This window comes from Niveibacterium terrae (assembly GCF_048213115.1).
GTDB lineage: Bacteria > Pseudomonadota > Gammaproteobacteria > Burkholderiales > Rhodocyclaceae > Niveibacterium > Niveibacterium terrae.
The window spans coordinates 3,780,452-3,805,230 of record NZ_CP172404.1; the positions used below are offsets into that span (position 1 = coordinate 3,780,452).

Genomic DNA, 24,779 nt, shown 5'->3' on the forward strand with positions numbered 1-24,779 from the left:
ACCCGATGTTCTCCGCAACCTTGCGTCGCACCCTCTCCGGAATCCTGATCCTCGGCCAGCTGCTGCCCAGTCTCGCACTGGCGAGTTCCGTCTGCACGACCATCTCGGGCGACTCCTCGGGGGGATCGGGTCTGGGCTCGGTGTTCTCGGTGATCGGCGATGGCAAGATCACGATCCACAGTGACGACAAGTGCTCGGTCGCCTTTGCGAACGGCAGCGTCGTCAATGCCAAGGCGGGCAACTACACAGCCCCAGGATCAACGGACGACAAAGCCTGCAAGGATGTCATCTCGGGAAATGTGGTCAAAGCTTCCGGGACTTCGGCCAGCGCGCTATCGCTCGACACCTATTCGGGAAGCTCTTCGGACTTCTCGATCACGCTGTCGAACAGCTCGCAGATTTCGATCAACGGCCAGAACTTCAACCGCAACGCGAGCAGCACGCAAACTGTTACCGTCAGCGGCCGGGCTTTCACGATCCCCAAGATCGGCGACACCTTCGAAGTACCGGCCGGCGAGTACGGCACGATCTCGTCGTCCAACCAGCAGACTTTCAACATCGCGGGTTCCTCGAAAGTCAAGTCGATTGAAATGTCCGGATGCAAAGCTTCGGGCAGCACCATCAGCCTCGCTCCGGGGTCCTACTTCATCGACAGCATCTCGTGGGGGGATCAGTGCAGCCTTTCGGTGACCGGTTCGACCGGTACCGCGACGATGAATTTCAAGAACGGACTGAAGGTCGGACAGTCGGGAGCCTGCGTCAACTTCATCGACTGCGACAAGATGAAGACCCTCAGCCTCGCTTCGGCGGAGAGTCTCTTGATCTACGCCGAACAGCACCCCGAACGCCTGCAGTTCAACGTCTATAACGGCGACTTCACCGCGAGCGACCGGACCTACATTTCCGCCGGCGTCTATGTCCAGAACGGCAAGGCCAGCCTGACCGCAGCCAGCAACTTTGCCTTCGCCGGTGAGATCCTGGCCAACAACATCGAGGTCACGCAGAACAACAACGGCGTGATGTTCTATTCAAAACCGAGCTCGATGAGCCCATCGAGCTCGACCACGACGACGACGACCGTCCACAACGACACCTATTCGCTGACCCAACCGGCTATCCCCGCCATCGTCAATGTCGGTGACTACGCCTTCCGCGCCAACCAGAGGGATCTGCTGGCCGACAACAAGACCCCCGGCATTTCAGGTCACCTCCAGGCTTTCAAGGTCACGTCCGACGGAACGCTCGACAATAGCGCGGTAATCTGGGATTCGGCCGACGTGATCAAGGCGATGGACGATACGACGCGTCGGGGCAAGATGATGACTCTGGGAGCGGACGGGAAGTACGTCGCAATCGCCAGCGTCGACGCTGCGGCCCTGGGTTCCAGCACCGCCGAACGCATCCTGAACCCGAATACCGAGAACGGGAAATATCTGGCCGGTCGGGATCCGGACTCGCTGATCGGCCGCCCGTGGAAGACGACGCCGATCATCGTCGGCGATTCGGTGCTGTTCGCAGCCGACGACGGTTTCCTGTATTCGGTCAAGCGCAGCAGCGGTGCTCTGAATTGGGCCTGGATGCCGCGTCAGATCCTGCCCCAGACCGCCGATGCCGCGACGCTGATGAGCACCCACCCGTGGGGACAGATCGCAACCTTCTCGGTCGACGGCAAGACCTATGTGACCGGCAGCGCGCTGTCCGGCGCGCTGCACTTCACGCTGGAAGTGAGCACGGCCGGCGATGCGCTGTCCGGTGACACCCCGGTCTGGCAGGACTATCGGGCGGGCAAGTCCAGCCCGACTTATCCCTTCGGCGGCGATGCGCCGCGGATGGCGAACAAGACCGACGGCACGGCTGCCGGCAAGCTCGCCTACGTCGTCGACAACAAACTGGTGATCCGCAAGATCGACGGTTCGGCGACAAACGCGGACAAGAGCCTGACGCCAACCGTGTCCAGCAACCTGTTCTACTACTCCGACGACGAGATCTACTTCGGAGACCGGACGGGGCAGATCCAGCTGACCGACAGCACAGGAACAGTGCAGGAGAATCCGGGCAAGCTCGGGCTCGATTCAACCTATCCGGTCGAGAGTGTGACCGCGGCGCTGGTCAATTCGTCGAGCGGCAATTCGCTCTACATCCTCGCCCAGACATCGCATCGGGTCAGCGCGATCACGCGGGATCCTGCAGGCAGCTGGAGCCTGGCTTGGTACACCGCAGTCGGTTTAGCGTCGACCGGCGTGACGAGCATCGATTCCGACCTGCTGATCACGGCGCCGCCCGAAATCTCGGCCGGCCTGGTGCTGATCCCGGTCACCCGGAAGGGCTCGGGGGAGAACTGTACGGACGACACCGCCTACATCTTCGGCCCGCTGGATCTGGTGAGCGGTCAGTCTTCGTTCGCGAACGTCAAGGTTTCGGGCCAGGCCGTGACCGACCTGCTGCACCTGATCGGCAGCGGTCCTTCGCTGGGCATCGTCCGGACGACGGTCGTCAATGGCGCGACTTCGACCGATGTGCTGCTCGGCACGACATCCCGCGCCGAACTGCCGATCACGCTGACGAAGGCCAAGACCAAGACCCGCCTGAACTGGCGCGAACTGACCACCTACTTCTGAGCTGAACGACGATGCGACTGCGCAACCAAGGCTTCACGCTGATCGAACTGCTGATCGTGGTGACGATCGTCGGCATCCTGTCGATGATCGCCTACTCGGCCTATCAGGGGCAGGTCGAGAGGACACGGATCGGTCAGCTCCACGAAGCGCTGATGACGACAGGGAACGCGCTGGAGCGCAACGTCGTCGCAAACAATGTCTATCCGGGTACCGCCTCGCCCGACTATGCGGACCTGTTCAGCTACACGTATACGGCGAATGACGAAAAAACCAATTTCGCGCTGAGCGGCACGGAGAGCCGCCTCCGGCTCTGGAGCGGAATCAACTCGGCGGGCACGCGCTGCACCTGTCGCCAGTGCTCCGCCCCCGCCGATACCGACTTCACGGCCGCAACGAAGAGCTGCCCGGCCGGAACCGAGGCCTTCTAACAGGCCTCCTCCGTTTCGCGGGCCAATCTGCACCGCCGAGGCCGGAAAGCACGGAGAGAGCGCCAGTAGCCCTGGGTATACCCGGACTTTCCCCTGATCCTGCGTGACAGAGCTGCCTTCGCACCGCACAATCCCGCTTTTGCCGGGGCACGAGACTCCGGGCGCGCCGCTGATCGCGGCAACGCAACAGAATATCTGGGGGAAAGAGTATGCAAGAGCCTGGGCGCTTCACGCGCATCGAGGACTCCGTTGACGCGCTGATCGCGCGCGTTGGGAAAAAACTGGTCGTTGCGATGCCTCTGGGCATAGGCAAACCCAATCCGTGGATCAACGCGCTGTACCACCGCGCGAAAGCCGATCCCGAAATCGACTTGTGGATCATCACGGCGCTGTCGCTGGACAGGCCCCACGGCCGCAGCCTGATCGAGCGCCGCTTCCTGGGCCCCTTCGCCGAGCGCGTCTTCGGCAATTACCCGAACATGGACTACGCCGAGGACGACCGCAGGGGCCGGCTGCCGCCCAACGTGCGGGTCAGCGAGTTCTTCCTGAAGACCAGCGCCTACATCGGCAACGCGTCGGTGCAGCGCAATTACATCTATTCGAACTACACGCATGCGGTCCGCGATGCGCTGACCCTGGGCGTCAATGTGTATGCCCAGGCTCTGGCCGTCGAGCAGACGCCCGAAGGCCCCCGCTACTCGCTGTCCTGCAATTCGGATCTGACCCGCGACGCGATCGAAATGTCGCGCGAGATGGGCAATCCGCTGGTGCAGGTCGGCGTCGTCAACCGCGAACTGCCTTTCATGCCGAACGACGCGGTCATCGAGCCTGAGCTCGTCGACATCCTCGTCGACGATCCGGCCGGCACGCACACGATGTTCGGCACGCCGAACATGAGGGTCGACGACCAGGATTACGGCATCTCGCTGTGGACCAGCACGACGGTTCGCGATGCCGGCATGCTGCAGATCGGCATCGGTTCGCTCGGCGACGGCATCGCCCAGGCGCTGATCACGCGCGACCAGGACAACGCGAGCTATCGCGCGATGATCGAAGCGCTGGCACCGGGGCGCACGCCGGCCTGGGCCCAGCTCGACCCGTTCAAGGAAGGTCTCTACGGTTGCAGCGAGATGTTCGTCAACGGCTTCATGGCGCTGATCGACGCCGGAGTGGTCCGCCGCGAAGTCTTCGATCACGAAGGCCTGCAGAAGCTGCTCAACGCACACCGGATCACGAGCACTCCCGACGCGGCGCTGCTCGCCGCGCTCGCCGAAGATAAAGTCGTCTCCTCGCCGCTGAATGACGCCGACTTCGCGATGCTCAGGCACTTCGGAATCCTCAAGGACGAAGTCAGCTTCGCGGGCGGCGTGCTGACCCTTGGCGACCAGAGCGTGCCGGCACGGCTGGACGATCCGGCGGTCAGCTCGGCGCTCTCTGAAGGCTGGCTGGGCACGAAGCTCAAGCACGGCCGCCTGATCCACGCCGGCTTCTTCATCGGTCCGAACGCGTTCTACCAGAGACTGCGCGATCTGCCCCGCGAGCTGCTCGACAAGATCGACATGACGCGGATCTCCTTCGTCAACGACACTTTCGGCCACGAAGGCATCGCGGTCGCGCAGAGGCAACACGCGCGCTTCATCAACACGTCGATGATGGCGACGCTGCTCGGCGCCGCGGTCTCCGACGCGCTCGAATCGGGCGATCTGGTCTCGGGCGTCGGCGGACAGTACAACTTCGTCGCCCAGGGCCAGACCCTGCCCGGCGCCCGCTCGGTCATGATGCTGCGCGCCTGGCGCACGAACAGCGCCGGCAAGCCAATCTCGAACATCGTCTGGAGCTACGGTCATGTGACGATCCCGCGCCACCTGCGCGACATCTTCGTGACCGAGTACGGCGTCGCCGACGTGCGCGGCCAGCCCGAGGGCGAAGTCGTCAAGCGCATGCTCGCGATCGCCGACTCGCGCTTCCAGGACGAGCTGCTCGCGAAGGCGAAGAAACAGGGCAAGGTCGAGCCGGATTACGAGATCCCGGCCGAACAGCGCCAGAACCTGCCCGAAGTGCTCGAAGCGCGGCTCGCGGCTTTCCGTGCTTCGGGCAAGCTGCCCGACTTCCCGTTCGGGACCGACTTCGAGCCGGTCGAGCTGGCCGCCGCGAAGGCGCTGATGAAGCTCAAGCGCCAGAGGAAATCGCCGCTCGCGCTCGCCGCCGCGCTGCTGCGCGGCCTGACCCGCCCCGTCGCGAAGCCCGAAGTGCTGGAGCGGCTGGGCCTCACGAAGCCGAAAACGCTCTCCGAGCGCTTCTGGCGGGCGCTGGTCGCCGGCAACCTCTGAGACGAAACCAGGAAGCTTCGTCTCACACAGAGCCGCAGAGGACGCAGAGAAAACCATCCGGAGTCCCTGCTCAAAGCGTCGTAGCGTGGATTCGCCCCGAAGGGGCAATCCACGCCTCTGCTGCGCACGACAAGGCAGATCTCGCGCAGCGGGCTTGCCCGCGAAGTGGTTTTCCCCTCGCCCACCGGGAGAGGGCTGGCGCCCTCAGCGCGAACCAGCCTGAACCGAGCCCGCGCCGACCAAGAGCAGCGCGAACACGAGTCCACACAGCCCTTTCATCGCCGACGAAGCACGAAGTACATGAAGAGGTAACCCGTGATCTGGAAGATATGGAAAAATCCGGGAATCGCGCCGATCATCAGGATGGCCACCGCGAATCCTGCAGCCCCTTCACGTCTGGCCACGGTTTCGCAGACAACTGCGACCAGAATGGAGAGCAGGGCAGAGGCGATGTCCGATTTTGGGGGGATGTTCATTTCCTGATCTTATCCTTGATAACGGAGGCGGGAACTCAGGCCGCAGCCAGAACCCCTGCGGATTCCTGCGCGGCGGGGTTCAGCTTCGCGATGTCGATGATCCACTCGGCCATCGCGATCGTCCTTTCCGCCAATGACTCGTCAGTCCGTATTGATAGGCGTGGCACGCAGTATGGAGCTCTTGACCTTGTCGTTGAACTCGCGCAGTTCCTTTTCATCTGCCGCCCTACACTCCCGATTGAGACGACGGACTTCATAGTGGCGAGTCAGGACCCAACCAGCCCGGTCCGGAGCGAAGCTTTGACGATAAAGCAAACCGTCTCCGGAGATTTCCTGGTCGACATTTTCAAGAGGGGTAGCCAGCGCGGGGACATGAATCCGCTCTTCGACCACTTTTCCTTCCCGGCACGGGGACGATACACCGGAAATCATGAAGTCGTAGGCCGCCAAGGTAAACGGGGGGGTCGGGATCTTCGCGAGCGCCCCCCCCTTTTCTACCTCAAGTGAGTAGGAAAAGTTCAGTGACGTCGATCGATCTTTTCGATCAAAGGAATATTTCCAACTCTCGGGATCAAGGACCTCCCCAAGCGGCTTCATCCTCGAATAGAAGAAATCCCTCTTCGCCTTTCTGCGGATGAACCTTCTGTCCATATAGTTAATAGGGTAGGCTGCACGGCCTTTACCCGTCCAGTGGGTTTCGGCCAGCCAGCGACCGGAATCCCGCGTCACGACGGTATTGAGCGCCTGCCATGAGGAAGGGAAGTCGTTCCCGATGGACTTGAACGATCCGGAGAAGAGGTGGAGCCCCTGAGTTCCTGAGAAAGATCCAGTGGTGTTGACACCAACGACCATGATGTCCATGTCATCCGTGAAGGAGGGCGCCTCTACCGGATCGAGATAGATATCCAGCTCCTCGATGTATGCGATAACGTGATTGAATGCGATTCGATCAGGAGCTGCACTCTCCAGTGGGGCTGGGACCAAGTTCCTGCCCATCCTCACTTCCACGGACTCCGCTTTGATCCCCGCGCGTTCAAGCAAGCCGATCAGCAGAAGAACCATGTCTTTGCAATCGCCATGCCGACTCGCGATGATATCGCGCAGCGGCCTCGGCGAATGCCCTTCCCTTACGCTGAGGGCAAACTCCTGAGAACGGTAGCGGATGTTCTTCCCTATCCACCGGTAGGCGTTGGCCACTCTTTCTTCAACGCTTCCGCCCGGAATGTCGGGCAGCTCTGAGCCCCCCTCGGCAATGCCCTGCCTGTAATACGAAGCGTACTCCTTTGCAATGCGCTGCCAGCTATCCAAGGACACCAACAGATGAGGAGGGACTGCCGTCTCTTTGCTTGAAGACAGCCCCCATGGCCCCGATAGATTAAATTGAAATGCTTGCCGACCCTTTCTTGAAGAGCGGATCGCTTTGAAGCTTTTGTCGCCGCCAAAAGTGATTGGCAATGAATTTTGCCCTGAGCCACCCTCAACAACCAGTTTCAGCTGCGCGGACAATGTCGGAATCGAAGATAGGTACAAAGACAGGAAAACGTTGCTTACCTTTTTGAAAGAATCGGACTTTTTGTGTATTGATATATCAAGATCCGTTGCGGCGTTTTTCTTGGGCAGGTCCGCGTAGTAAAACCTGACAGCCACCTTCCCTCCTGACGGGAACTTCACCTCACCGCTTGCCTCGCGGGCGGGAATCGTGTGCCCGTCCGCCCTGAACGAAACATGCGTTTCAATGTCATCCCCAATGTTGTCTGTGTACACGGGAATATAAAGGCGTTCGCCATCGTTTCTTATTGCGGGCACGATGCAGCGAATGGTTTCGGTAGAGCTGATTGCTTCGTTTGCCCCGACGACTACCGTCTTTGTGTATGTTGTAATAACATCGGGCACTATCCCTGCCCGACCAAAAAAGTGGCCCGCGCTTTGTGATGATGAAAGAATATCCTCTACCGCCAGAGCTCCAGAGGAGATCATAATAAAGGTTGCGAAAGCAATACCGTAGAGTATCTTTTTCATAATCACATTATCGGCCAATTGGAGAATGGTCTGGGCTCGCGCGCAGACCATTTATACATTCTTGGGTTATGGCTTAGGAGGAGTGGGTCTTACTCCGCAATCATTGGGGCCGTCTGAGCCGCCTGCGGCCTTGCAGGAAGTATATGCTGCGTTCTGCAGGTCGTAGTGCACCGATTCTGCCATTTTTGTGCAGGCCGTACTTCCAATAGGAAGCCAACTACACGCTTTTTCAGCCTCCTTCAGTATGTTGTCTGCCTGTATTTGCGATGCATTTCTCTGGTCGCCGCCACCGCCACCGCCACCGCCACCGCCCAGATCGCCCCCAGCGCTGTCGCCACCATAATCAGTTGAGTCATTAATAATATATACTTCGTCCGGGTGAAAGAGACCACTACCGCCACTGACAAGTGCAACCTCTCCTGCCGCAAGGTTTCGCATGTTAATTTATCCCAATTTTAAATTTGTGGTGCATTGGCATGCAGCATTTTGCATGCAATTCAATTAAATTTCAGATAATCAAGCGTGGGTTCTTTTATATCAAACACCTCCTTGCTAAATTAGGCGACGGTTAACTCACTCAATACTATTTTCTTTTCAAGGTTAATGATTCTATTTGCCATTGCTATAGTTTCTGGCCTATGGGCAATGCTGATCCGGGTCAGGCTGAGGCCGGCGATCGAGTCATTGACGAGGCGCTCGCGCGCGACATCGAGGTGGCTGGTCGCCTCGTCGAGCACCAGCACTTTCGGTTGCCGATAAAGAGCCCTTGCCAGCAGCAGCCTTTGCTTCTGCCCGCCCGACAGGCTGGAACCCATGTCGCCGATCAACGTATGAAAGCCCATAGGCATCTTGACGATGTCCTCATGGACGGCGGCGAGCTCGGCCGAAGCCTGGACCCGCGCGAGATCGATCCGGTCGTCGAAGTTCGCGATGTTGTCCTGCAGCGATCCCGAGAAGAGTTGGTCGTCCTGCATCACGACACCGAGCAATTTGCGCCAGTTCGCCGCGCCGAGCTGGCTCAAGGGCAGGCCGCCGACCTTGATGACCCCCTCGCTCGGTTCGGCCAAACCGAGCAGAAGCTTGACCAAGGTGCTCTTGCCGCAGCCGGAAGGGCCGACAATCGCGACGTGTTCGCCCGCTTCGATTTTCAGGTTCAGATGGCGCAGCACCCAGGGCTCGCGCTCGCCGTAGCGAAAGCTGACGTCCTCGAATTCAATGTTCGTCTCGATCAGGCTCGCCGTGTCCAGCGCCAGCGGCAGACTGCCGTCGAGTTTCTCCTGGTTGGTCAATACGATGTCGGCGAGCCGTTCAACCTGAAGGTTCAGCATCCTCAGATCGATCGCCTTGTCGATGAAGCCGCTCATCCGGCCCGAGAACGAGTCCTTGTACGAGATAAAGGCCAGCAGCATCCCGACCGACAGCAGGTTGTCCATCGCCAGTAGCGCGCCCCACCACAGTGTGATCAAACTTTCAGCACTAAAGAGCAAGGAGTTAATGGTTCGAAATCCGATAGCCATTTTTGCGGTGCTGACGTGGCGGTTTGTCGCCTGAACCAACAGGTTAAGCCACTTGGCTCGCCGCTTCTCCTCCTGGCCTCCGAGCTTGACCGACTGCACGCCGCGCAGCGATTCGAGGAAGTGCGTCTGCTCGCGCGCCGAGATCGCGAGGTATTCGCCACTCGCGCGTCGTAGCGGCGCGTAGCTCGCGATCCGCAAGACCGCATAGAGCGCGATCGCGACCAATGCGACGACGGCGAGCTTGGCGCTGTAGACGAACATCAGCGCCAGGGTCATCGCCGCGAACACGCCGTCGAGCAGAGCTTCGACGAGCGAGCCGGTCAGCGTCTGCTGGATCGTGTTCAGCGACTGGAAGCGCGAAACGATGTCGCCGATGTGGCGGGTCTCGAAGTACTTCATCGGCAGCCGGATCAGATGGCCCATGACCCGTGCCGACCACTGCACATTGAGCTGGGTCGACAGCGCGAGCATGACCCAGCTCCGTGCGGCAGTTATAGCAATTGTGAGCAGTTGCAAGAGCAGGAAGCCCAGGCCCAGCAGCGTCAGCAGATCCTTGTCGCCGGACACGATCGCGCCATCGACGATCCACTGGACGAAGAAGGGCGAGATCAGCGCGAAGACTTCGAGCGCAGCGGCGAGCAGCAGCATCTGGGCGAGACTGCGCTTCCAGCCGACCGCGCGGCCGACCAACTGCCGCCAGCCGATCGGCGGAGGCGCTTTCTGACGCCGGAACCCATCGGATGGGCTCAGCTCCAGCGCGACGCCGGTGAAGTGCTCGCTCGCCTCGCGCAAGGAAACTTTCCGTTCGCCCTGAGCCGGATCGTGAATGAGGATTCCCTTCGCCGTCGCCTTGAGCAGCACGACGAAGTGGTTCAAATCCCAGTGCAGGATGCACGGCGTCTTGAGCTGATCCAGCTCGTCCAGCTCCAGCCGCAGAGGGCGGCTCGCAAAGCCCAAGACGGACGCGATCTGCATCAGATCGGCCAAGGTCGCGCCGCGAAGCGACAGCGAGAAGCGCGCGCGCAATTCGGCGAGCTCGACCTCGTGGCCGAAATCCGACGCGACGCCAGCCAGACAAGCGAGGCCACACTCAGAAGCGGTGGTTTGGAGGGGGTAGGCCATTACGCGACGATCTGGTGTGTTCGAGTTTCTTCAGGCTGAGCAGGGAAAATCCGCATGGGGGTCAAAGCGCTCCCCCTAGGCTGTAAAGCGGCTCGAAGACCCACTCGATCAGCCTGCGCGTGTCCTGTTCGATGTCCGCCTCGACCAGCATGCCGGCGGTCAAGGGCGTCGCCTTGCCGTAGGTGCTGACCTGCTGTTTCGCGAGGCGGACCGAGATACGGTAAAGCCCTTCGGCGTTCTGCACATTGGGCAGAGTCGGAGGCAGGTCGGCCGCGGCGAGCTGGCTGCGTGACACGGTCGCGACGATTCCGCTGTATTGGCCGAACTTCTGATAGGGATAGGCCTGGTAGCGCAGCCGCACGTTCTGGCCCGGCTCGACGAAGCCGACCGCGCGTGAGGTCAGGAAGAGCTGGGCTTCGAGCTTGGCGCCCGCCGGCAGCAGCGTCGCGAGCGGTTGATTGCCGACGCTCTGCCCGACTTCGGCGAGCAGATTCGTCACGATGCCGTCGGCCGGCGCGGTGATCGCGTAGCGGTCGCGCGCGGCCGCTTCGCTGTTTTCCTGGGTCAAGGTCGCGAGATTGCGGTCGATCTCGGCGAGCTGGCTCTCGGTGCGGGTCGGCAATTGGCGCAGATCGTCCTCGCTCGCGGCGATCTCGCGCAGCAGGGACGAGCGGGTGCGCTCGGCGCCGGCCAGCCGGGCCTGAAGATCGGTCAGCTCTTCGTCGGTCTGCTGGACCGCCTGTTCGCTGACGAAGTGCGCAGCGGCCAGCTGCCGCTGGCGCTCGCCATTTTTCCGCGAATAGGCGATCCGGGTCTGGATCAGCGCCGACTCGCGTTGGGCCTGCTGCAGCTCGACGTGCATCTGCGCGAGGCGCCGGATGAGCGCGTCGCGGGACTGCTGGGTCAGCCGCGCGGTGGTTTCCTTCTCGCGCAGCAAGGAAAGCTTCTTGTCCGCATAGCTGCGCTCCAACACGTCGGCCAGCCGCTCGCCCGAACCCGCGCCGAGCCGCCGCTCGTCGGCGAGCACCGCGAGAACCTGACCCTTGCGGACGAACTCGCCTTCATGGACGCGCAGCTCGGTGACGACTCCGGCCGCAGGGGCCAGGATCCGCAACGCGCCGCCCAACGGAACCAGCACGCCGGTCGCGGTGGTCCGCTTCGTGTAGTGACCGAGAAACAGGAAGGCGAGGATAGACGCCGCGACCGCCGCCGCCCCCCAGGCGAGCACCCAGCCCGCCAGCGGCCGGGCCAGCATGATGTCTCCATGCAGGCGGTCGGTCTGGGCGGTCAGCGCTTCGGGGCGAAACAAACTCATGCCCAGAGCCATGCATCAGGCATGCCAGAAAATGCTTAGGCCGCAAATGAAAACGCCATAAGGGAGCAAAAAGCCTTGTGGCGCAATGACATTGCGTGACAGTTCATTACAGAAGGTGACGCGCAACAAATAAGAACCAAACACCTAAAACGATCAGATATATTGCAATCAAGCACACTTTTGGTGATCATTTCACAAAATTAGTGCGCACGCCCCAAGCCTTTCACTTGCGGCCAAGTCGGGATCGGTCAGCGCGAGCGTGCTCAGGATCCGCGCCCCGCCCCCGTCGCGCGTAGCGGGCGAAGACGCAAAAAAACGGCCCGCAAGGCGGGCCGTCTGCCAGCAATCGGCAAAGGGACTTATTTGAGCCGGATCGTCATGAACTGACGCTGGTTACCGCGCTGGATCAGCAGCGCGAAGCGGTCGCCCGCGGCGTCGATCCGGGCTTTGAGCTCGGCGGGCGTCGTGACGCGCTGGTTGTTGATCGCCAGGATCACGTCGCCGCGCTTCAGACCGATCTTCGCGGCGACTCCGCTGACGCGCTCGATGACGAGGCCTCCGGGCACGCCCAGCTGGCTCGCTTCGGCCGAACTCAGAGACCGCACCTCGGCGCCGAGCTTGCCCGTCTCGGGCTTGGTGCCGGGCACAGCGGCCGCGACGCCATCGGTCTGTTCGGCCAGAGTGACGCTGATCTCCTTGTTGGCCTTGTTGCGCCAGATCCCCAGCTTGACCTTCTCGCCCGGATGACGTTCGCCGATCAGGCGCGGCAGATCGCCGACATCGGCGACCGGCTTGCCGTCGACCGACAGGATGATGTCACCGGATTCGATGCCGGCATGGGCGGCAGGCCCGCCCGCCTCGACCTGGGCGACCAGCGCGCCTTTGGCCTTGGCGAGCCCGAAGTTCTGCGCCAGATCGTCGTCGAACTCCTGGAGCAGCACGCCGAGACGGCCACGCGTGACCTTGCCGTGCTTCTGCAGCTGATCCTTGACCTGGATCGCGACATCGATCGGGATCGCGAAAGAGATGCCCATGAAGCCGCCCGAGCGCGAGTAGATCTGCGAGTTGATGCCGATCACGTCACCGTTCAGGTTGAAGAGCGGACCACCGGAATTGCCCGGGTTGATCGCGACGTCGGTCTGCAGGAAAGGCACATAGGTTTCATCGGGCAGACGGCGCGACTTGGCCGAGATGATGCCGGCCGTCACCGTGTTGTCGAAGCCGAAGGGCGAGCCGACCGCGATGACCCATTCGCCGACTTTCGCGTGTTCGGCGTCGCCGAGCCGAACGGTCGGCAGATCCTTGCCGTCGATCTTGATCAGCGCGACGTCGGTGCGCTGATCCGAGCCGATCACCTTGGCCTTGAACTCGCGCTTGTCGGTCATCTTGACCGTCACTTCGGTCGCTCCGGCGACGACGTGGGTATTGGTCAGCACATAGCCGTCGGGGCTGATGATGAAGCCCGAGCCGACGCCCTGGGTCACCCGCGGCTGGGCCTGTCCGCCCTGCATGCCCGGAACCGGGATGCCGAAGCGGCGGAAGAAATCGAAGAAGGGATCGTTCGCGTCGATGCCGGCCTCGTTCTCGGCGGGCTTCTGGACGCTGGTCACGCTGATGTTGACGACGGCGGGGCCCACTTTCTCGACCAGGGCCGAGAAGTCCGGCAGGCCGGCACGGTTGATGACCGGCGCGACCGGCGCGCTGGGCACGGCGCTGGCATGGGAGGTCGATACGCCGGGTCCGTCCTGCAGGCAGCCGGCAAAAGCGACAGCGGCTACGCCTGCCAGGACCAGCGAGCGGGGAAGCGTCATCTTCATGGAAAATCCTCCGGAGTACATGAACAGGGATGATCGGCGATTATCGGTGCAGAAGCCGGCCCGGCAAGCCGGCGGTTTACATGGGATTACAAACTGGGGAGCTCTGTTGCACTTTTCAAGCCTTCCTTTCCCCGTGTGATACAAGGGAATACAAAAAATGGATCGCTGCCGCGTCCGTTGCGGGCGAATGCCCCCCATCTCTCCCGCCTTCGCCCTCCGCGTGCAAGGAATCGACAGGCGATACAATCGATGTTTCCCGTGTCAGGCCCGCCATCGTGACCCTCACCGATCTTCGCTACCTCGTCGCCCTCGCCCACGAGCGCCATTTCGGCCGCGCGGCCGAGAAATGCAACGTCAGCCAGCCCACCCTGTCAGTCGCGGTCAAGAAGCTCGAAGATGAGCTGGGCGTGATGCTGTTCGAGCGCAGCGCCTCCGACGTCAAGCTGACCGAGATCGGCGAGCCGCTCGTCGAGCAGGCCGAGAAGGTGTTGCTCGAAGCGGGCCAGATCCGCGAGATCGCCGAAGCGGGCAAGGATCCGATGATCGGCCCTCTGCGTCTGGGCGTGATCTACACGATCGCCCCCTACCTGCTGCCCAGTCTGATCCCGCTGATGCACGAGCGGGCGCCCAAAGTGCCGCTGATCATCCAGGAAAACTACACGGCCAGGCTGCTCGAATCCTTGAAACGCGGCGAGCTCGACGTGATCATCGCCGCGCTCCCCCTCGATCAGCCCGGAGTCGTCGCCCAAGCGGCCTATGAGGAACCTTTCCGCATCGTGATACCTTCCGGCCACCCCTGGGCGGCCGAGAAGAAAGTCGATGCCGAGCACCTCGCCGAAGAGCCGCTGCTGCTGCTCGGCGCCGGAAACTGCTTCCGCGATCAAGTGCTCGAAGTCTGTCCCCGCTGCGTGCGCGGCAATGCGGGCGGCAGCGGCACGGGCCTGCAGCGGACTCTGGAAGGCAGCTCACTGGAGACGATCCGCCACATGGTCGCGACCGGCGTCGGTGTCACGGTTCTGCCCTGCTCGGCGGCCGATCCGCTGGCGAAGAGCCAGTCCCTGGTCGAAGTGAGGCCCTTCACCGAGCCCGAACCCTTCCGCACCGTCGCGCTGGCCTGGCGGGTAACCTACCCGCGCAACGGCATCATCGACGTGCTGCGCGAGGCGATCGTCGACAGCAAGCTGCCCGGAGTCCGGACGCTGCGCGTCGGCCGCCGCGCCGCCTGAGCTGGCCAGCAGAGCAGTAGGGTAGGGAGGATTCGCCCCGCAGGGGCAATCCGCCGCACGGACTCAATTCGCGAGCACGAGGCTGGTCAGCACATCGGCGATCGCGCTGCTGTCGTGGGTTCCGGTCACGCGATCGGCAACCGACACCACGCCAGGCGTCGCATTGCCCATCGCGATGCCCATGCCGGCCAGCCTGAGCATGCCGATATCGTTCTCGTTGTCGCCGAAGGCGATCACCTCGGACGGCGCGATGCCGCGCAACGCGAGCCAGCGTTCGAGCAGCGCGCCCTTGCTGTTGCCGCTCTGCGCGATGTCGACGCGGTTCTCGCCCGACCACGCACAGCTCAAACCGATCTCGCGGTCGATCTCATCGACGATGCGCCTGAGCGGCTCCCTGTCCTCGGCGCTCAACACGAACTTCCAGATCGTCGAAGCCTGGATCGCGGTGTTCTCGAAGCTGGCGACCCATTCAAAGTCCGGGCGCAGCGCCGGCGGCAGGGTCTCGGCCCAGGCCAGCAGCCGCGCCAGATGCGCTTCGCTGCGCTCGTAGGCGATCTCGTCGTCGACGTTCATCAGCGCGTGAACTCCACTCTGGCGGATCTTGCGCAACAGCAGCAGGGCCTGGGTCCGGGTCAGAGGATTGGCCATCTCGGCCCGACCGGTCCGGAAGTCATACAGATAGGTGCCGTTGCAGCAGATTGCCGGCAGGTCCAGATTCAGCTGGGCATGGTAGGGCGCGGTCGCGATGTGGTGACGCCCGGTCACCAACAGCACGCCCAGGCCGCGGCGGCGCACCGCGGCGATCGCTTCGATCGCATCGGGGCGGATTGCGAGACGGCTGTCGAGCAGCGTGCCGTCGAGGTCAAGCGCCAGCAGACGGTAGCTCACGATCAGCCTCGCTGCAGCTGTTCGTTGTGCTCATCCTGTTCGAGATCGGTGATATGGCCGGTCAGCTGCGGATCGAACAGCGCCTGCGGCCCGGAGTCGCTGGATTTTCGATAGCCGCTCGGACTGATTCCGACCCGCTTGCGAAAGACGCGCGAAAAGTAGAGCTGGTCCTCGTAGCCGACGATCTCGGAGACGCTGGACACCGGGGTGCGCGTGCTCAGCAGCAGGTGCTTGGCGAGGATGATGCGCTGATCCTCGCGCCACTTCAGGATGTTGACCCCCATCTCGGAGCGGAACAGATGGGCGAGCCGCGACGGCGACAGACAAGCGTGGCGCGCGACCTCGTCGAGGCTGATGTCATCGGCCAGGTTGCGCGACAGGAAATGGCAGGTTTCGAGGATGCGTGGATCGATTGGCTTGGGCAGGTTCTCCGGCGTCTCCTCGTAGCAGCGGATCAACAGGCGTTCGAGCAGGTTGATCGCAAGCTCCTCGGACGTGCGCTTGCCGCCGCGATGGGTCTGGTCGATCTGCTGGAAGAGTTCGTCGAACTCGTTGAACAGCGCCCGGTTCGGCAGCGTCAGACGCCCGACCGTGCGCACCTGGTCGTGCCAGGCGAGCCAGTTGTTCCAGTAGGCGCGGGGCCGGAAATAGACCCAGCGGTGATACCAGTTCGGGGAGCACGGCGCCCGACCGTAGTGGTGAGCCGAATGCGGCGCGAAGAGCAACAGGTCGCCGGGGTTGCAGTAGAAGGCGTCATCACCGTCGAAGACCTTGCCCTGGCCCTTGATCGTCATGTTGATGATGAAGCCCTTCATCCCGTCCGGCCGGTCGATCAGGAAGTCGAGCGGCCCGTTCTCGGTGATCGGCGTGATCCCCGCAACCAGGTACATGTTGAACGAGTAGCCTGGCAGGAGAGGATTGAGTTGCTGCTTGGTGTCGTGATCGAACATGAACGCTTTCCCAAGAAAGGCGGGACGCGGCGGCACCAGGAAACGCAAACCCCGGGGGTGGTCAGGGCTTGCGTCCCCTTGGGGAAGGGGCGAGACCCGGTGCCACCGCGCCCGCAAACACGGGTGATCAGGCTGCTTTCGCCTGCTGCTTGTAGCGGTCGAAGATCACCGCGGCGAGCAGGATCAGGCCACGCACGACGTACTGCGCGAAAGGCGAGATGTTGAGCAGGTTCATCGCGTTCTCGACGGTTCCGAGGATCAGCACGCCGGCGACGACGAAGAAGATCTTGCCAATCCCGCCCTTGAGCGAAACGCCACCGAGCACGCAGGACGAGATCGCGGTCATCTCGAAACCGATCGAAGTCATCGGCTGGCCGCTGGTCATCCGGGACGCGAGCACGATGCCGGCAAAGGCCGACACGACGCCGGACAGCGTGAAGATCGCGATCTTCGTGCGGACGACATTGACGCCGGCGAGGCGCGCCGCATCCTCGTTGCCACCGATGGCCAGCGTGTTGCGGCCGAACACGGTCCGGCTCATCAGGAAGCCGAAGATCGCGAAGCAGGCCAGCGTGATCCAGACCGGCGCGGGAATGCCGAGGAACTCCGAGTTGCCGAGCAGGAAAAAGTCTTCCTGAGCGATGCCGACCGCCTTGCCGTCCGAGATGATGTAGGCGAGACCGCGGACGATTTGCATGCTCGCCAGCGTCGTGATCAGCGCGTTGATCTTCAGCTTCGCGACGACAACGCCGTTCAGGAAGCCGAACACGAGGCCCACCGCGAGTCCGGCGAAGATGCCGATCGTGACGCTCTCCGAGAGGTTGATCACGACCGCCGCCGCGACGCCCGAACACGCGATCACCGACGCAACCGAGAGGTCGAAGTCGCCGGAAGCAAGACAGAACAGCATGCCGCAGCTGACCATGCCGGCCAGCGACACGGCGAGCCCGAGGCCGCGCATGTTCACCGCGGTGAAGAAGTTGGGAACGAACACGCTGCACAGCACGAAGAGCACGACGAAAACCACCAGCATGCCGTACTTGTCCCAGACGTAACCCAGGGAGCTCTGTGTCTTTTCACTCTCGGCGGCGATCGCGCCGGTTTCGATATGGCTTGATTCAGTCATTGCGTTTACCTCTTACGCTGCGGCCGCCGCGCCTTCGCGCAGCATGGCCAGACTCAGGGCACGGGCTTCGGTCGCCTCGTCGTGGGTGAGCTCACCGACAATCACGCCTTCCCTCATCACGACGATGCGATCGGCGAGGCCCAGCACTTCGGGCAGATCGCTGGACGCGAAGAGCACCGCGACGCCGTCGCGAGCCAGGTCGTAGATGACCTGATAGATCTCGTTCTTCGCACCGACGTCGATGCCGCGGGTCGGCTCGTCGAGCAGGATCACTTTCATCTGCTGGCACAGCCAGCGCCCCAGGATCACCTTCTGTTGATTGCCCCCGGACAGATTCATCATCAGCTGCTCGGGTCCGGGCGTGCGCACACCCAGCCACTTGATCATCTTCTGCGCGTTGGCTTCTTCCCAGCCGTCATCGATCAGCATTCCGGCACGCAAGCGGTGGCGCCGGGCACTGATGTTGATGTTGTCCTGGACCGAGTGGATAGGCACGATGCCGTCGGCCTTGCGGTCCTCCGGACAGAGCATCACGCCGGAGTCGATCGCATCGATCGGGCTGCGCATCCGCGCGCCCTCCCCGTCGATCCGGATGCTGCCGCCCTGGATCGTCGAGGCGCCGAAGATCGCACGCATCAGCTCGGATCGACCCGCGCCGACCAGACCGAACAGACCTACGATCTCGCCGGCATGGACCTGCAGATCGGCCGCCGCGCGCAGACCGGGCGCGCGCAGACCGCGGACGTCGAGGCGAAGCGCTCCGTGCGGGCGCGGCGAATAGCCATAGATGTCGCCGATGTCGCGACCGACCATCGCCTGGACCAGATCGGAATGCTTGACCGAGGCGACCTCATCGACGGTCCGCACATGACGGCCGTCCTTGAAGACCGTGATCCGGTCGCAGATCTGGAAGATCTCTTCCATCCGGTGCGACACATAGAGGATCACATGGCCGGCGTCGCGCAACTCGCGGATCACGCGGAAGAGCTGCTCGATCTCGCGCGCCGACAGGCTGCTGGTCGGTTCGTCGAAGGCGATGATCTTCGCATTGCGAGTCAGCGCCTTCGCGATCTCGACCATCTGCCACTGGCCGATCGACAGACTCTTCAGCGGCGTGTCCGGGTCGATCGCGATACCCAAGCGGTCGAGCTGGCGCTGCGCGGCTTCGCGCAGCGCGGCACGATCGACGACGCCGAGGCGGGTCGGCAGCTGGCCGATATAGATGTTCTCAGCGACGCTCATCTCCGGAACCAGGTGCAGTTCCTGATAGATGATCGCGACGCCGCTGAGCAGCGCGTCGGTCGCGCTGCCGAAATGAACCGCCTTGCCGGCGATCCGGACTTCGCCGCTGCTCGGCGTGTAGTTGCCGCTGAGGATTTTCAGCAGCGTCGACTTGCCGGCGCCGTTCTCGCCGATCAAGGCATGGACGCTGCCTTCGAAACAGTCAAAACTGATGTCCTGGAGTGCCTTGACCCCTGGAAAGCGTTTGCCGACACCGCAGAACTGCAGATAGGGCTTGGATTCGTTCATGGTCCTTCTCCGCGTGATGAAACCCGGCAGGAAGATATCTTCCTGCCGGAGCAGACAGAAACGGCCGCCTCCCGGCGGCCGCACGCGTCAAAGGCCCTTCTTCTTCAACTCGACCTTGAAGTTCGCACGGGTGATCAGCACCGCGTCGGTGACTTCGGTGAACTTGGCCGGAGCAACCCCCTTGGCAACCCAGGCATGGAGCATCTGCACGGTCTTGGAACCGTGGACGTCCGGGCTGGGCAGCAGCGAACCGTAGAAACCGGTCGGCTTGGACTTGGACAGCTCGTTGACTGCATCGACGCCGTTGATGCCGATGCCGATCACGTTCTCGGCCTTGAAGCCCTGACCTTCGGTCGCGCGAACGCCGCCGAGCACGGTGTTGTCGTTCATGCCGATCACGAGCCAATGCTTGACGTTCGGGTGCTGAACGAGCATCGAGTTCGCCGCATCGAGCGCACCGGGGATGTCATTGCTCTTGGTCGGAACCGTATAGATCTGGGCGGCCGGGAAACCGGCCTTCTTCAGCGCGGCCATCGAACCGTCGGTGCGCCGGCGGGCGGTGTCGAGCTCGTTCGCGGTGATCGCCAGAGCGGCGGTTTCCGCCGGCTTCCAGCCGCGTTTCTTCATCTCGGCCCACAGCTCGTTGCCCTGACGCTCGCCGATCTTCGTCGCCGCCATCATGACCAGCGGTACTTCGGTCATCGGCTGGCCCTTCGCATTGACGAACTGGTCATCGACTGCGATGACCTTGAGCCCGTGGCTCTTCGCCTTGGCCACGATCGCCGGCCCGAGCTTGGGGTCGGGGGTACAGATCACGAAGCCTTTCGCACCGCTGGCAGCCAGCGTGTCGATCGCATTGAGCGTCTTCTCGCCATCGGGCACCGCGATCTTGATGATTTCGACCCCGAGCGCCTTGCCGGTCTTGTCGGCGAAAGCCCATTCGGTCTGGAACCACGGTTCCTCCGGTTGCTTGACCAGATAACCGAGTTTTTCTGCAGCCCATGCGGATCCGAGCGTCGAGGCGACCAGGCCCGCCAGCAAGAACGTCTTGCCTACACTTTTCATCACACATATCTCCTTTGGTTTCGCCGTTCGCTGCCTTCTGGCAGTCACTTTTTCGGATTCACCCGCTCCCTTTGAGCGGCCCCGCGTGGCGTGGCGCGGTCCTTCTGAATCCACGGTCGATCATAGTGAAGACGTTTAAGCCGGAAAACTTTGCCGACCGATTCGTCCATATCTTCGGCGATCCGCAACAGGATGATCCATTGCGGCACGCAAGGGAATATGCATGACGACCGATCCGTCCATGCTTTCAGCGATTCCCGCCTGACGTCCCCGCATCGTCCTTCCCTATCGTCCGCCCCGATACGCCCCGCAGCGGAGGAGAAGAAGAATGAGCAGACAGTTGGTGATCGGGCTGGATTTCGGCAGCGATTCGGTCAGAGCCTTGGCGGTGGACTGTGCGGACGGCAGCGAACTCGCCACCCACGTCAGCCTTTACCCGCGCTGGCGCGATCAGCGCTACTCGGATGCCCGGGCTAACCGTTTCCGCCACCACCCCCTCGACTACATCGAAGCGATGGAGGAGGCAGTTCGCAGCGTCGTCGCGAGCCTGGGCGAGCTGGCCGGAGCCGTCGTCGGCTTCGGTGTCGACACGACCGGCTCGACGCCGGCTCCGGTCGATGCGGACGGCACTGTGCTCGCACTCAAACCGGAGTTCGCCGAAAACCCGAACGCGATGTTCGTGCTCTGGAAGGACCACACCGCGATCGCCGAGGCCGAGGAGATCAACCGCCTCTGCCATGACGGAGTCCACACCGATTACACCCGCTACAGCGGCGGCATCTATTCGTCGGAATGGTTCTGGGCCAAGGCGACCCACGTCTCGCGCGAAGATCCGCGCGTCGCGGCCGCCGCGGCGAGCTGGGTCGAGCTGGCCGACTGGGTGCCGGCGCTGCTCTCAGGCACGACGGCTCCGGGACAGATCAGGCGCGGACGTTGCGCGACCGGCCACAAGCTGCTCTGGCATCCGTCCTGGGGCGGCTTGCCGCCCAAGAGCTTCATCGCCGAACTCGACCCGACTCTGGCCGAGAACTTCTTCGCGATGCCCTTCGGCGACACCTGGACCGCCGACAAGCCGGTCGGCCGGCTGACCGGGGAGTGGGCGAAGCGCTTCGGCGTTCCGGTCGGAGCGTGGATCGCCGGAGGCGCTTTCGACTGCCACATGGGCGCGGTCGGCGCCGGCGCCGACGACTACACACTGGTCAAGGTGATCGGCACCTCGACCTGCGACATCCTGACCGCCCCGGCCGGGCAGATCGGCGAAAAGACGATCAGCGGCATCTGCGGCCAGGTCGACGGCAGCGTCGTACCGGGCCGGATCGGCCTCGAAGCCGGCCAGTCCGCCTTCGGCGACATCTATGCGTGGTTCGGCCGCCTGCTCGGCTGGCCGCTGCAGGCCCTGGCCGAGCAGCACCCCGAATTCGCGGCGACGCTGAATGACTTCGAAAACCAGTTGCTGCCGACGCTGACCGAAGCCTGGGCAAAGCGGATGGACAGCGCCCCCGCTCCTCTGGTGCTCGACTGGTTCAACGGTCGGCGCACGCCTTATGCGAACCAGAGGCTCAAGGGCGTGATCGGCGACATCAACCTGGGCAGCGACGCACCCGAGCTCTTCGGCGGCCTGATCGCCTCGACCGCCTGCGGCGCCCGCGCGATCATGGAGTGCTTCATCGATCAACAGGTTCCGGTCGAACGGGTCCGCACCCTGGGCGGCATCGCCCGCAAGTCACCGACTGTGATGCAGATCTGCGCCGACGTGATGAACCGCCCGATCGAAGTCGTCGCGTCCGACCAGTGCTGCGCGCTGGGCGCCGCGATCTTCGCCGCGGTCGCCGCCGGAGCACACAAGGACGTCGCCAGCGCTCAGCGCGCGATGGCGAGCCCGGTCGAACGCATCTATCAACCGCGCCCCGATCAGGTCGCCCGCTACGAGGCGCTCTACCAACGCTACCGGCGCTGGGGCGAGGCGCTCGAACCGCTCTACGGCGCGGAGGCCTGAGATGAGCATCCGTGAGCTGCGCGAAGCGGTGCTCGAAGCGAACCTGGCCCTGCCCCGGCACGGCCTCGTCACCTTCACCTGGGGCAACGTCAGCGGCATAGACAGGAAAGAGGGCCTGATCGCGATCAAGCCCAGCGGCGTGCGCTACGAGGACATGGTCGCGACCGACATCGTCGTGCTCGACCTCGACGGCAACACGGTCGAAGGAAGCCTGCGCCCGTCCTCGGACACCGCGACCCATCTCGAGCTGTACCGGCGCTGGCCCCCCCTGGGCGGCATCGTCCATACCCACTCGACCCATGCGACCGCCTGGGCGCAGGCGGGGCGGGCCATCCCGGCCTTCGGCACGACGCACGCCGACTATTTCCACGGCGCGATACCGTGCGCGCGGCCCCTGTCCGCCGCCGAAGTCGAGGGCGACTACGAGCGCAACACCGGCCTTGTCATCGTCGAGACGATGGGAGAGACCGATCCGCTCGCGATGCCCGGGATCTTGGTCAATGAACACGCGCCGTTCGCATGGGGCAAGAGTCCCGACGAGGCGGTGCACAACGCCGTCGTGCTCGAAGAGGTTGCCCGGATGGCCTGGCTGACCCTCTCCCTGAACCCGCAGCAGGCGCCGATCCCGGATTACCTGCTCGACAAACACTACCTGCGCAAGCATGGCGCCAATGCCTATTACGGGCAGGGCGGCTCGCGCTAGACCAACTCTGGAAACGGAAGGACAGAAAGTGGAACAGTTCAACAAGCGCGAAGTCTGGTTCGTCGTCGGCAGCCAGTTCCTCTATGGCCCCAAGACCCTACAACAGGTCGCCGACAACGCCGCGAAACTCGTCGATGGCCTCAACGCGAGCGGCAGCCTGCCGATCCGGCTGGTCCTGAAGCCCACCGTCAAGACCGCCGACGAGATCCTCGCGGTCTGCCGCGATGCGAACAACGCCGCCGACTGCGTCGGCATCGTGACCTGGATGCACACCTTCTCGCCGGCGAAGATGTGGATCGCCGGCCTCTCCGTGCTCGACAAACCCTTCCTGCAGTTCCACACCCAGTTCAATGCCGAAGTGCCGTGGAGCACGATGGACATGGACTTCATGAACCTGAACCAGACCGCACACGGCGGCCGCGAGTTCGGCTTCATCGGCGCCCGGCTGCGCAAGCACTACGAAGTCGTCGTCGGTCACTGGAAGAACCCCGCGGCGCTCGCGAAGATCGCCCGCTGGATGAGGATTTCCGCGGCGCTGGCGGACAGCCGGACGCTGAAGATCGCGCGCTTCGGCGACAACATGCGCGATGTCGCGGTCACCGAGGGCGACAAGGTCGAAGCGCAGATCCGCTTCGGCTACACGGTCAGCGGCTACGGTCTGGGCGATCTGGTCAAGGTCGTCGATTCGGTCAGCGAAGCCGACATCGCGCAGCTCGTCGAGGAGTACGAAACGCTCTACACGCTCGGCGACGCGGTGCGCGCGGGAGGGGCAGGCCGCGCCAAGCTCGTCGATTCGGCGCGGATCGAGCTGGGGCTGAAGCGCTTCCTCGAGCGGGGCGGCTTCGGCGCCTTCACGACCACGTTTGAAGACCTGCATGGCCTCAAACAGCTTCCCGGCCTCGCGGTCCAGCGCCTGATGCAACAGGGCTACGGCTTCGGTGCCGAAGGCGACTGGAAGACCGCAGCGCTGCTGCGCACGGTCAAGGTCATGAGCGCAGGCCTCGCCGGTGGCACGTCCTTCATGGAGGACTATACGTATCACTTCTCGCCCGACGGCGACCTCGTGATCGGCGCGCACATGCTCGAAGTCTGCCCGTCCATCGCCGCCGAGGCGAAGCCGAGGCTCGAAGTGCTGCCGCTGTCGATAGGCGGCAAGGAAGACCCGGCGCGGCTGATCTTCACCGCGAAAGCCGGTCCAGCCGTCAATGCGAGCCTGATCGACATGGGCAACCGCTTCCGGCTGATCGTCAGCGAACTCGACGTAATCGCACCGCCCCACGATCTGCCCCAGCTGCCGGTCGCCCGCGCGCTCTGGAAGTGCCGCCCCAGCCTCGAAGTCTCGGCCGAAGCCTGGATACACGCCGGGGGCGCTCACCACGCGGTCTTCGCGCAGGCGGTCGACGCTGAGTGGCTGCGCATCTACGCGGGGATGACCGGGATCGAATGCCTGACGATCGACGCCGACACGCGCATCAACAGTTTCCGCGACACGCTGCGCTGGAACGAGCTAGCCTATCGCTGACCCAAAGGAGGACGACACACTTCGGTGTGTCGCCGCGGACTTGAGGCGCCACAGAGCGTCCGTCCGGAAAAGAATTGCTCACGGACCCGGTCCGTCAACGAGCAAGCGGAGTCCGGCCCCGCGATACAGGC

The 24,779-nt window shown here is 63.1% G+C and carries 17 protein-coding genes; 7 read left to right on the forward strand and 10 right to left on the reverse strand.

Going from position 1 to position 24,779, the window contains the following annotated elements:
* Positions 1 to 5: 5 nt before the first annotated feature.
* From ACHFB9_RS17360 to ACHFB9_RS17370, 3 genes are all read left to right on the forward strand, one after another.
* Complete coding sequence (locus ACHFB9_RS17360) at positions 6 to 2,618, forward strand: hypothetical protein (protein WP_417068769.1); 2,613 nt, start codon at positions 6 to 8, stop codon at positions 2,616 to 2,618.
* Positions 2,619 to 2,629: 11 nt separating this feature from the next.
* Positions 2,630 to 3,046, forward strand: coding sequence for a type IV pilin protein (locus ACHFB9_RS17365; RefSeq protein ID WP_417068770.1), 417 nt, complete (start codon positions 2,630 to 2,632; stop codon positions 3,044 to 3,046).
* Positions 3,047 to 3,255: 209 nt separating this feature from the next.
* Entirely contained in the window at positions 3,256 to 5,376 is a 2,121-nt protein-coding gene (locus ACHFB9_RS17370) for an acetyl-CoA hydrolase/transferase C-terminal domain-containing protein (protein WP_417068771.1), read from the forward strand.
* Positions 5,377 to 5,651: 275 nt separating this feature from the next.
* Here the strand turns inward: ACHFB9_RS17370 and ACHFB9_RS17375 are convergent, their stop codons facing one another.
* From ACHFB9_RS17375 to ACHFB9_RS17395, 5 genes are all read right to left on the reverse strand, one after another.
* Complete coding sequence (locus tag ACHFB9_RS17375; protein WP_417068772.1) at positions 5,652 to 5,852, reverse strand: hypothetical protein; 201 nt, start codon at positions 5,850 to 5,852, stop codon at positions 5,652 to 5,654.
* 141 nt (positions 5,853 to 5,993) lie between these two features.
* Positions 5,994 to 7,922 carry a hypothetical protein gene (locus tag ACHFB9_RS17380; protein WP_417068773.1) on the reverse strand — a complete coding sequence of 643 codons (1,929 nt, stop codon included), beginning with the start codon at positions 7,920 to 7,922 and terminating at the stop codon, positions 5,994 to 5,996.
* A 506-nt stretch (positions 7,923 to 8,428) separates the two neighbouring features.
* Positions 8,429 to 10,510, reverse strand: coding sequence for a peptidase domain-containing ABC transporter (locus ACHFB9_RS17385; protein ID WP_417068774.1), 2,082 nt, complete (start codon positions 10,508 to 10,510; stop codon positions 8,429 to 8,431).
* Positions 10,511 to 10,571: 61 nt separating this feature from the next.
* Positions 10,572 to 11,825 carry an HlyD family efflux transporter periplasmic adaptor subunit gene (locus ACHFB9_RS17390; RefSeq protein WP_417068775.1) on the reverse strand — a complete coding sequence of 418 codons (1,254 nt, stop codon included), beginning with the start codon at positions 11,823 to 11,825 and terminating at the stop codon, positions 10,572 to 10,574.
* A 359-nt stretch (positions 11,826 to 12,184) separates the two neighbouring features.
* A complete protein-coding gene (locus ACHFB9_RS17395; protein ID WP_417068776.1) occupies positions 12,185 to 13,642 on the reverse strand; it encodes a DegQ family serine endoprotease in 1,458 nt (485 codons plus the stop codon).
* A 275-nt stretch (positions 13,643 to 13,917) separates the two neighbouring features.
* Here ACHFB9_RS17395 and ACHFB9_RS17400 point away from each other — a divergent pair, with 275 nt between their 5' ends.
* The gene (locus ACHFB9_RS17400) at positions 13,918 to 14,868 is read left to right on the forward strand and encodes a hydrogen peroxide-inducible genes activator (protein ID WP_417068777.1); all 951 of its coding nucleotides are present in this window, start codon (positions 13,918 to 13,920) and stop codon (positions 14,866 to 14,868) included.
* 63 nt (positions 14,869 to 14,931) lie between these two features.
* On the opposite strand, the gene ACHFB9_RS17405 is transcribed toward ACHFB9_RS17400, so the two are convergent.
* The 5 genes from ACHFB9_RS17405 to ACHFB9_RS17425 form a co-directional block, all read right to left on the reverse strand.
* Entirely contained in the window at positions 14,932 to 15,756 is an 825-nt protein-coding gene (locus ACHFB9_RS17405) for a pyridoxal phosphatase (RefSeq protein WP_417068778.1), read from the reverse strand.
* A gap of 2 nt (positions 15,757 to 15,758) precedes the next feature.
* The gene (gene araC / locus ACHFB9_RS17410) at positions 15,759 to 16,706 is read right to left on the reverse strand and encodes an arabinose operon transcriptional regulator AraC (RefSeq protein WP_417068779.1); all 948 of its coding nucleotides are present in this window, start codon (positions 16,704 to 16,706) and stop codon (positions 15,759 to 15,761) included.
* A gap of 127 nt (positions 16,707 to 16,833) precedes the next feature.
* On the reverse strand, positions 16,834 to 17,832 hold the full coding sequence (gene araH, locus ACHFB9_RS17415) for an L-arabinose ABC transporter permease AraH (protein WP_417068780.1): 999 nt from the start codon (positions 17,830 to 17,832) through the stop codon (positions 16,834 to 16,836).
* A 12-nt stretch (positions 17,833 to 17,844) separates the two neighbouring features.
* Complete coding sequence (gene araG, locus ACHFB9_RS17420; RefSeq protein WP_417068781.1) at positions 17,845 to 19,362, reverse strand: L-arabinose ABC transporter ATP-binding protein AraG; 1,518 nt, start codon at positions 19,360 to 19,362, stop codon at positions 17,845 to 17,847.
* A gap of 87 nt (positions 19,363 to 19,449) precedes the next feature.
* Positions 19,450 to 20,427: an arabinose ABC transporter substrate-binding protein gene (locus ACHFB9_RS17425; RefSeq protein WP_417068782.1), complete on the reverse strand. Its 978-nt coding sequence runs from the start codon at positions 20,425 to 20,427 to the stop codon at positions 19,450 to 19,452.
* A 328-nt stretch (positions 20,428 to 20,755) separates the two neighbouring features.
* Here ACHFB9_RS17425 and ACHFB9_RS17430 point away from each other — a divergent pair, with 328 nt between their 5' ends.
* From ACHFB9_RS17430 to araA, 3 genes are read left to right on the forward strand one after another with little or no spacing between them, the layout of a single operon-like run.
* Positions 20,756 to 22,423, forward strand: a complete 1,668-nt coding sequence (locus ACHFB9_RS17430) for a ribulokinase (protein ID WP_417068783.1) — start codon at positions 20,756 to 20,758, stop codon at positions 22,421 to 22,423.
* Position 22,424: 1 nt separating this feature from the next.
* Positions 22,425 to 23,126, forward strand: coding sequence for an L-ribulose-5-phosphate 4-epimerase (locus ACHFB9_RS17435; protein ID WP_417068784.1), 702 nt, complete (start codon positions 22,425 to 22,427; stop codon positions 23,124 to 23,126).
* Positions 23,127 to 23,154: 28 nt separating this feature from the next.
* Positions 23,155 to 24,648 carry an L-arabinose isomerase gene (gene araA, locus ACHFB9_RS17440; RefSeq protein WP_417068785.1) on the forward strand — a complete coding sequence of 498 codons (1,494 nt, stop codon included), beginning with the start codon at positions 23,155 to 23,157 and terminating at the stop codon, positions 24,646 to 24,648.
* Positions 24,649 to 24,779: the final 131 nt, after the last annotated feature.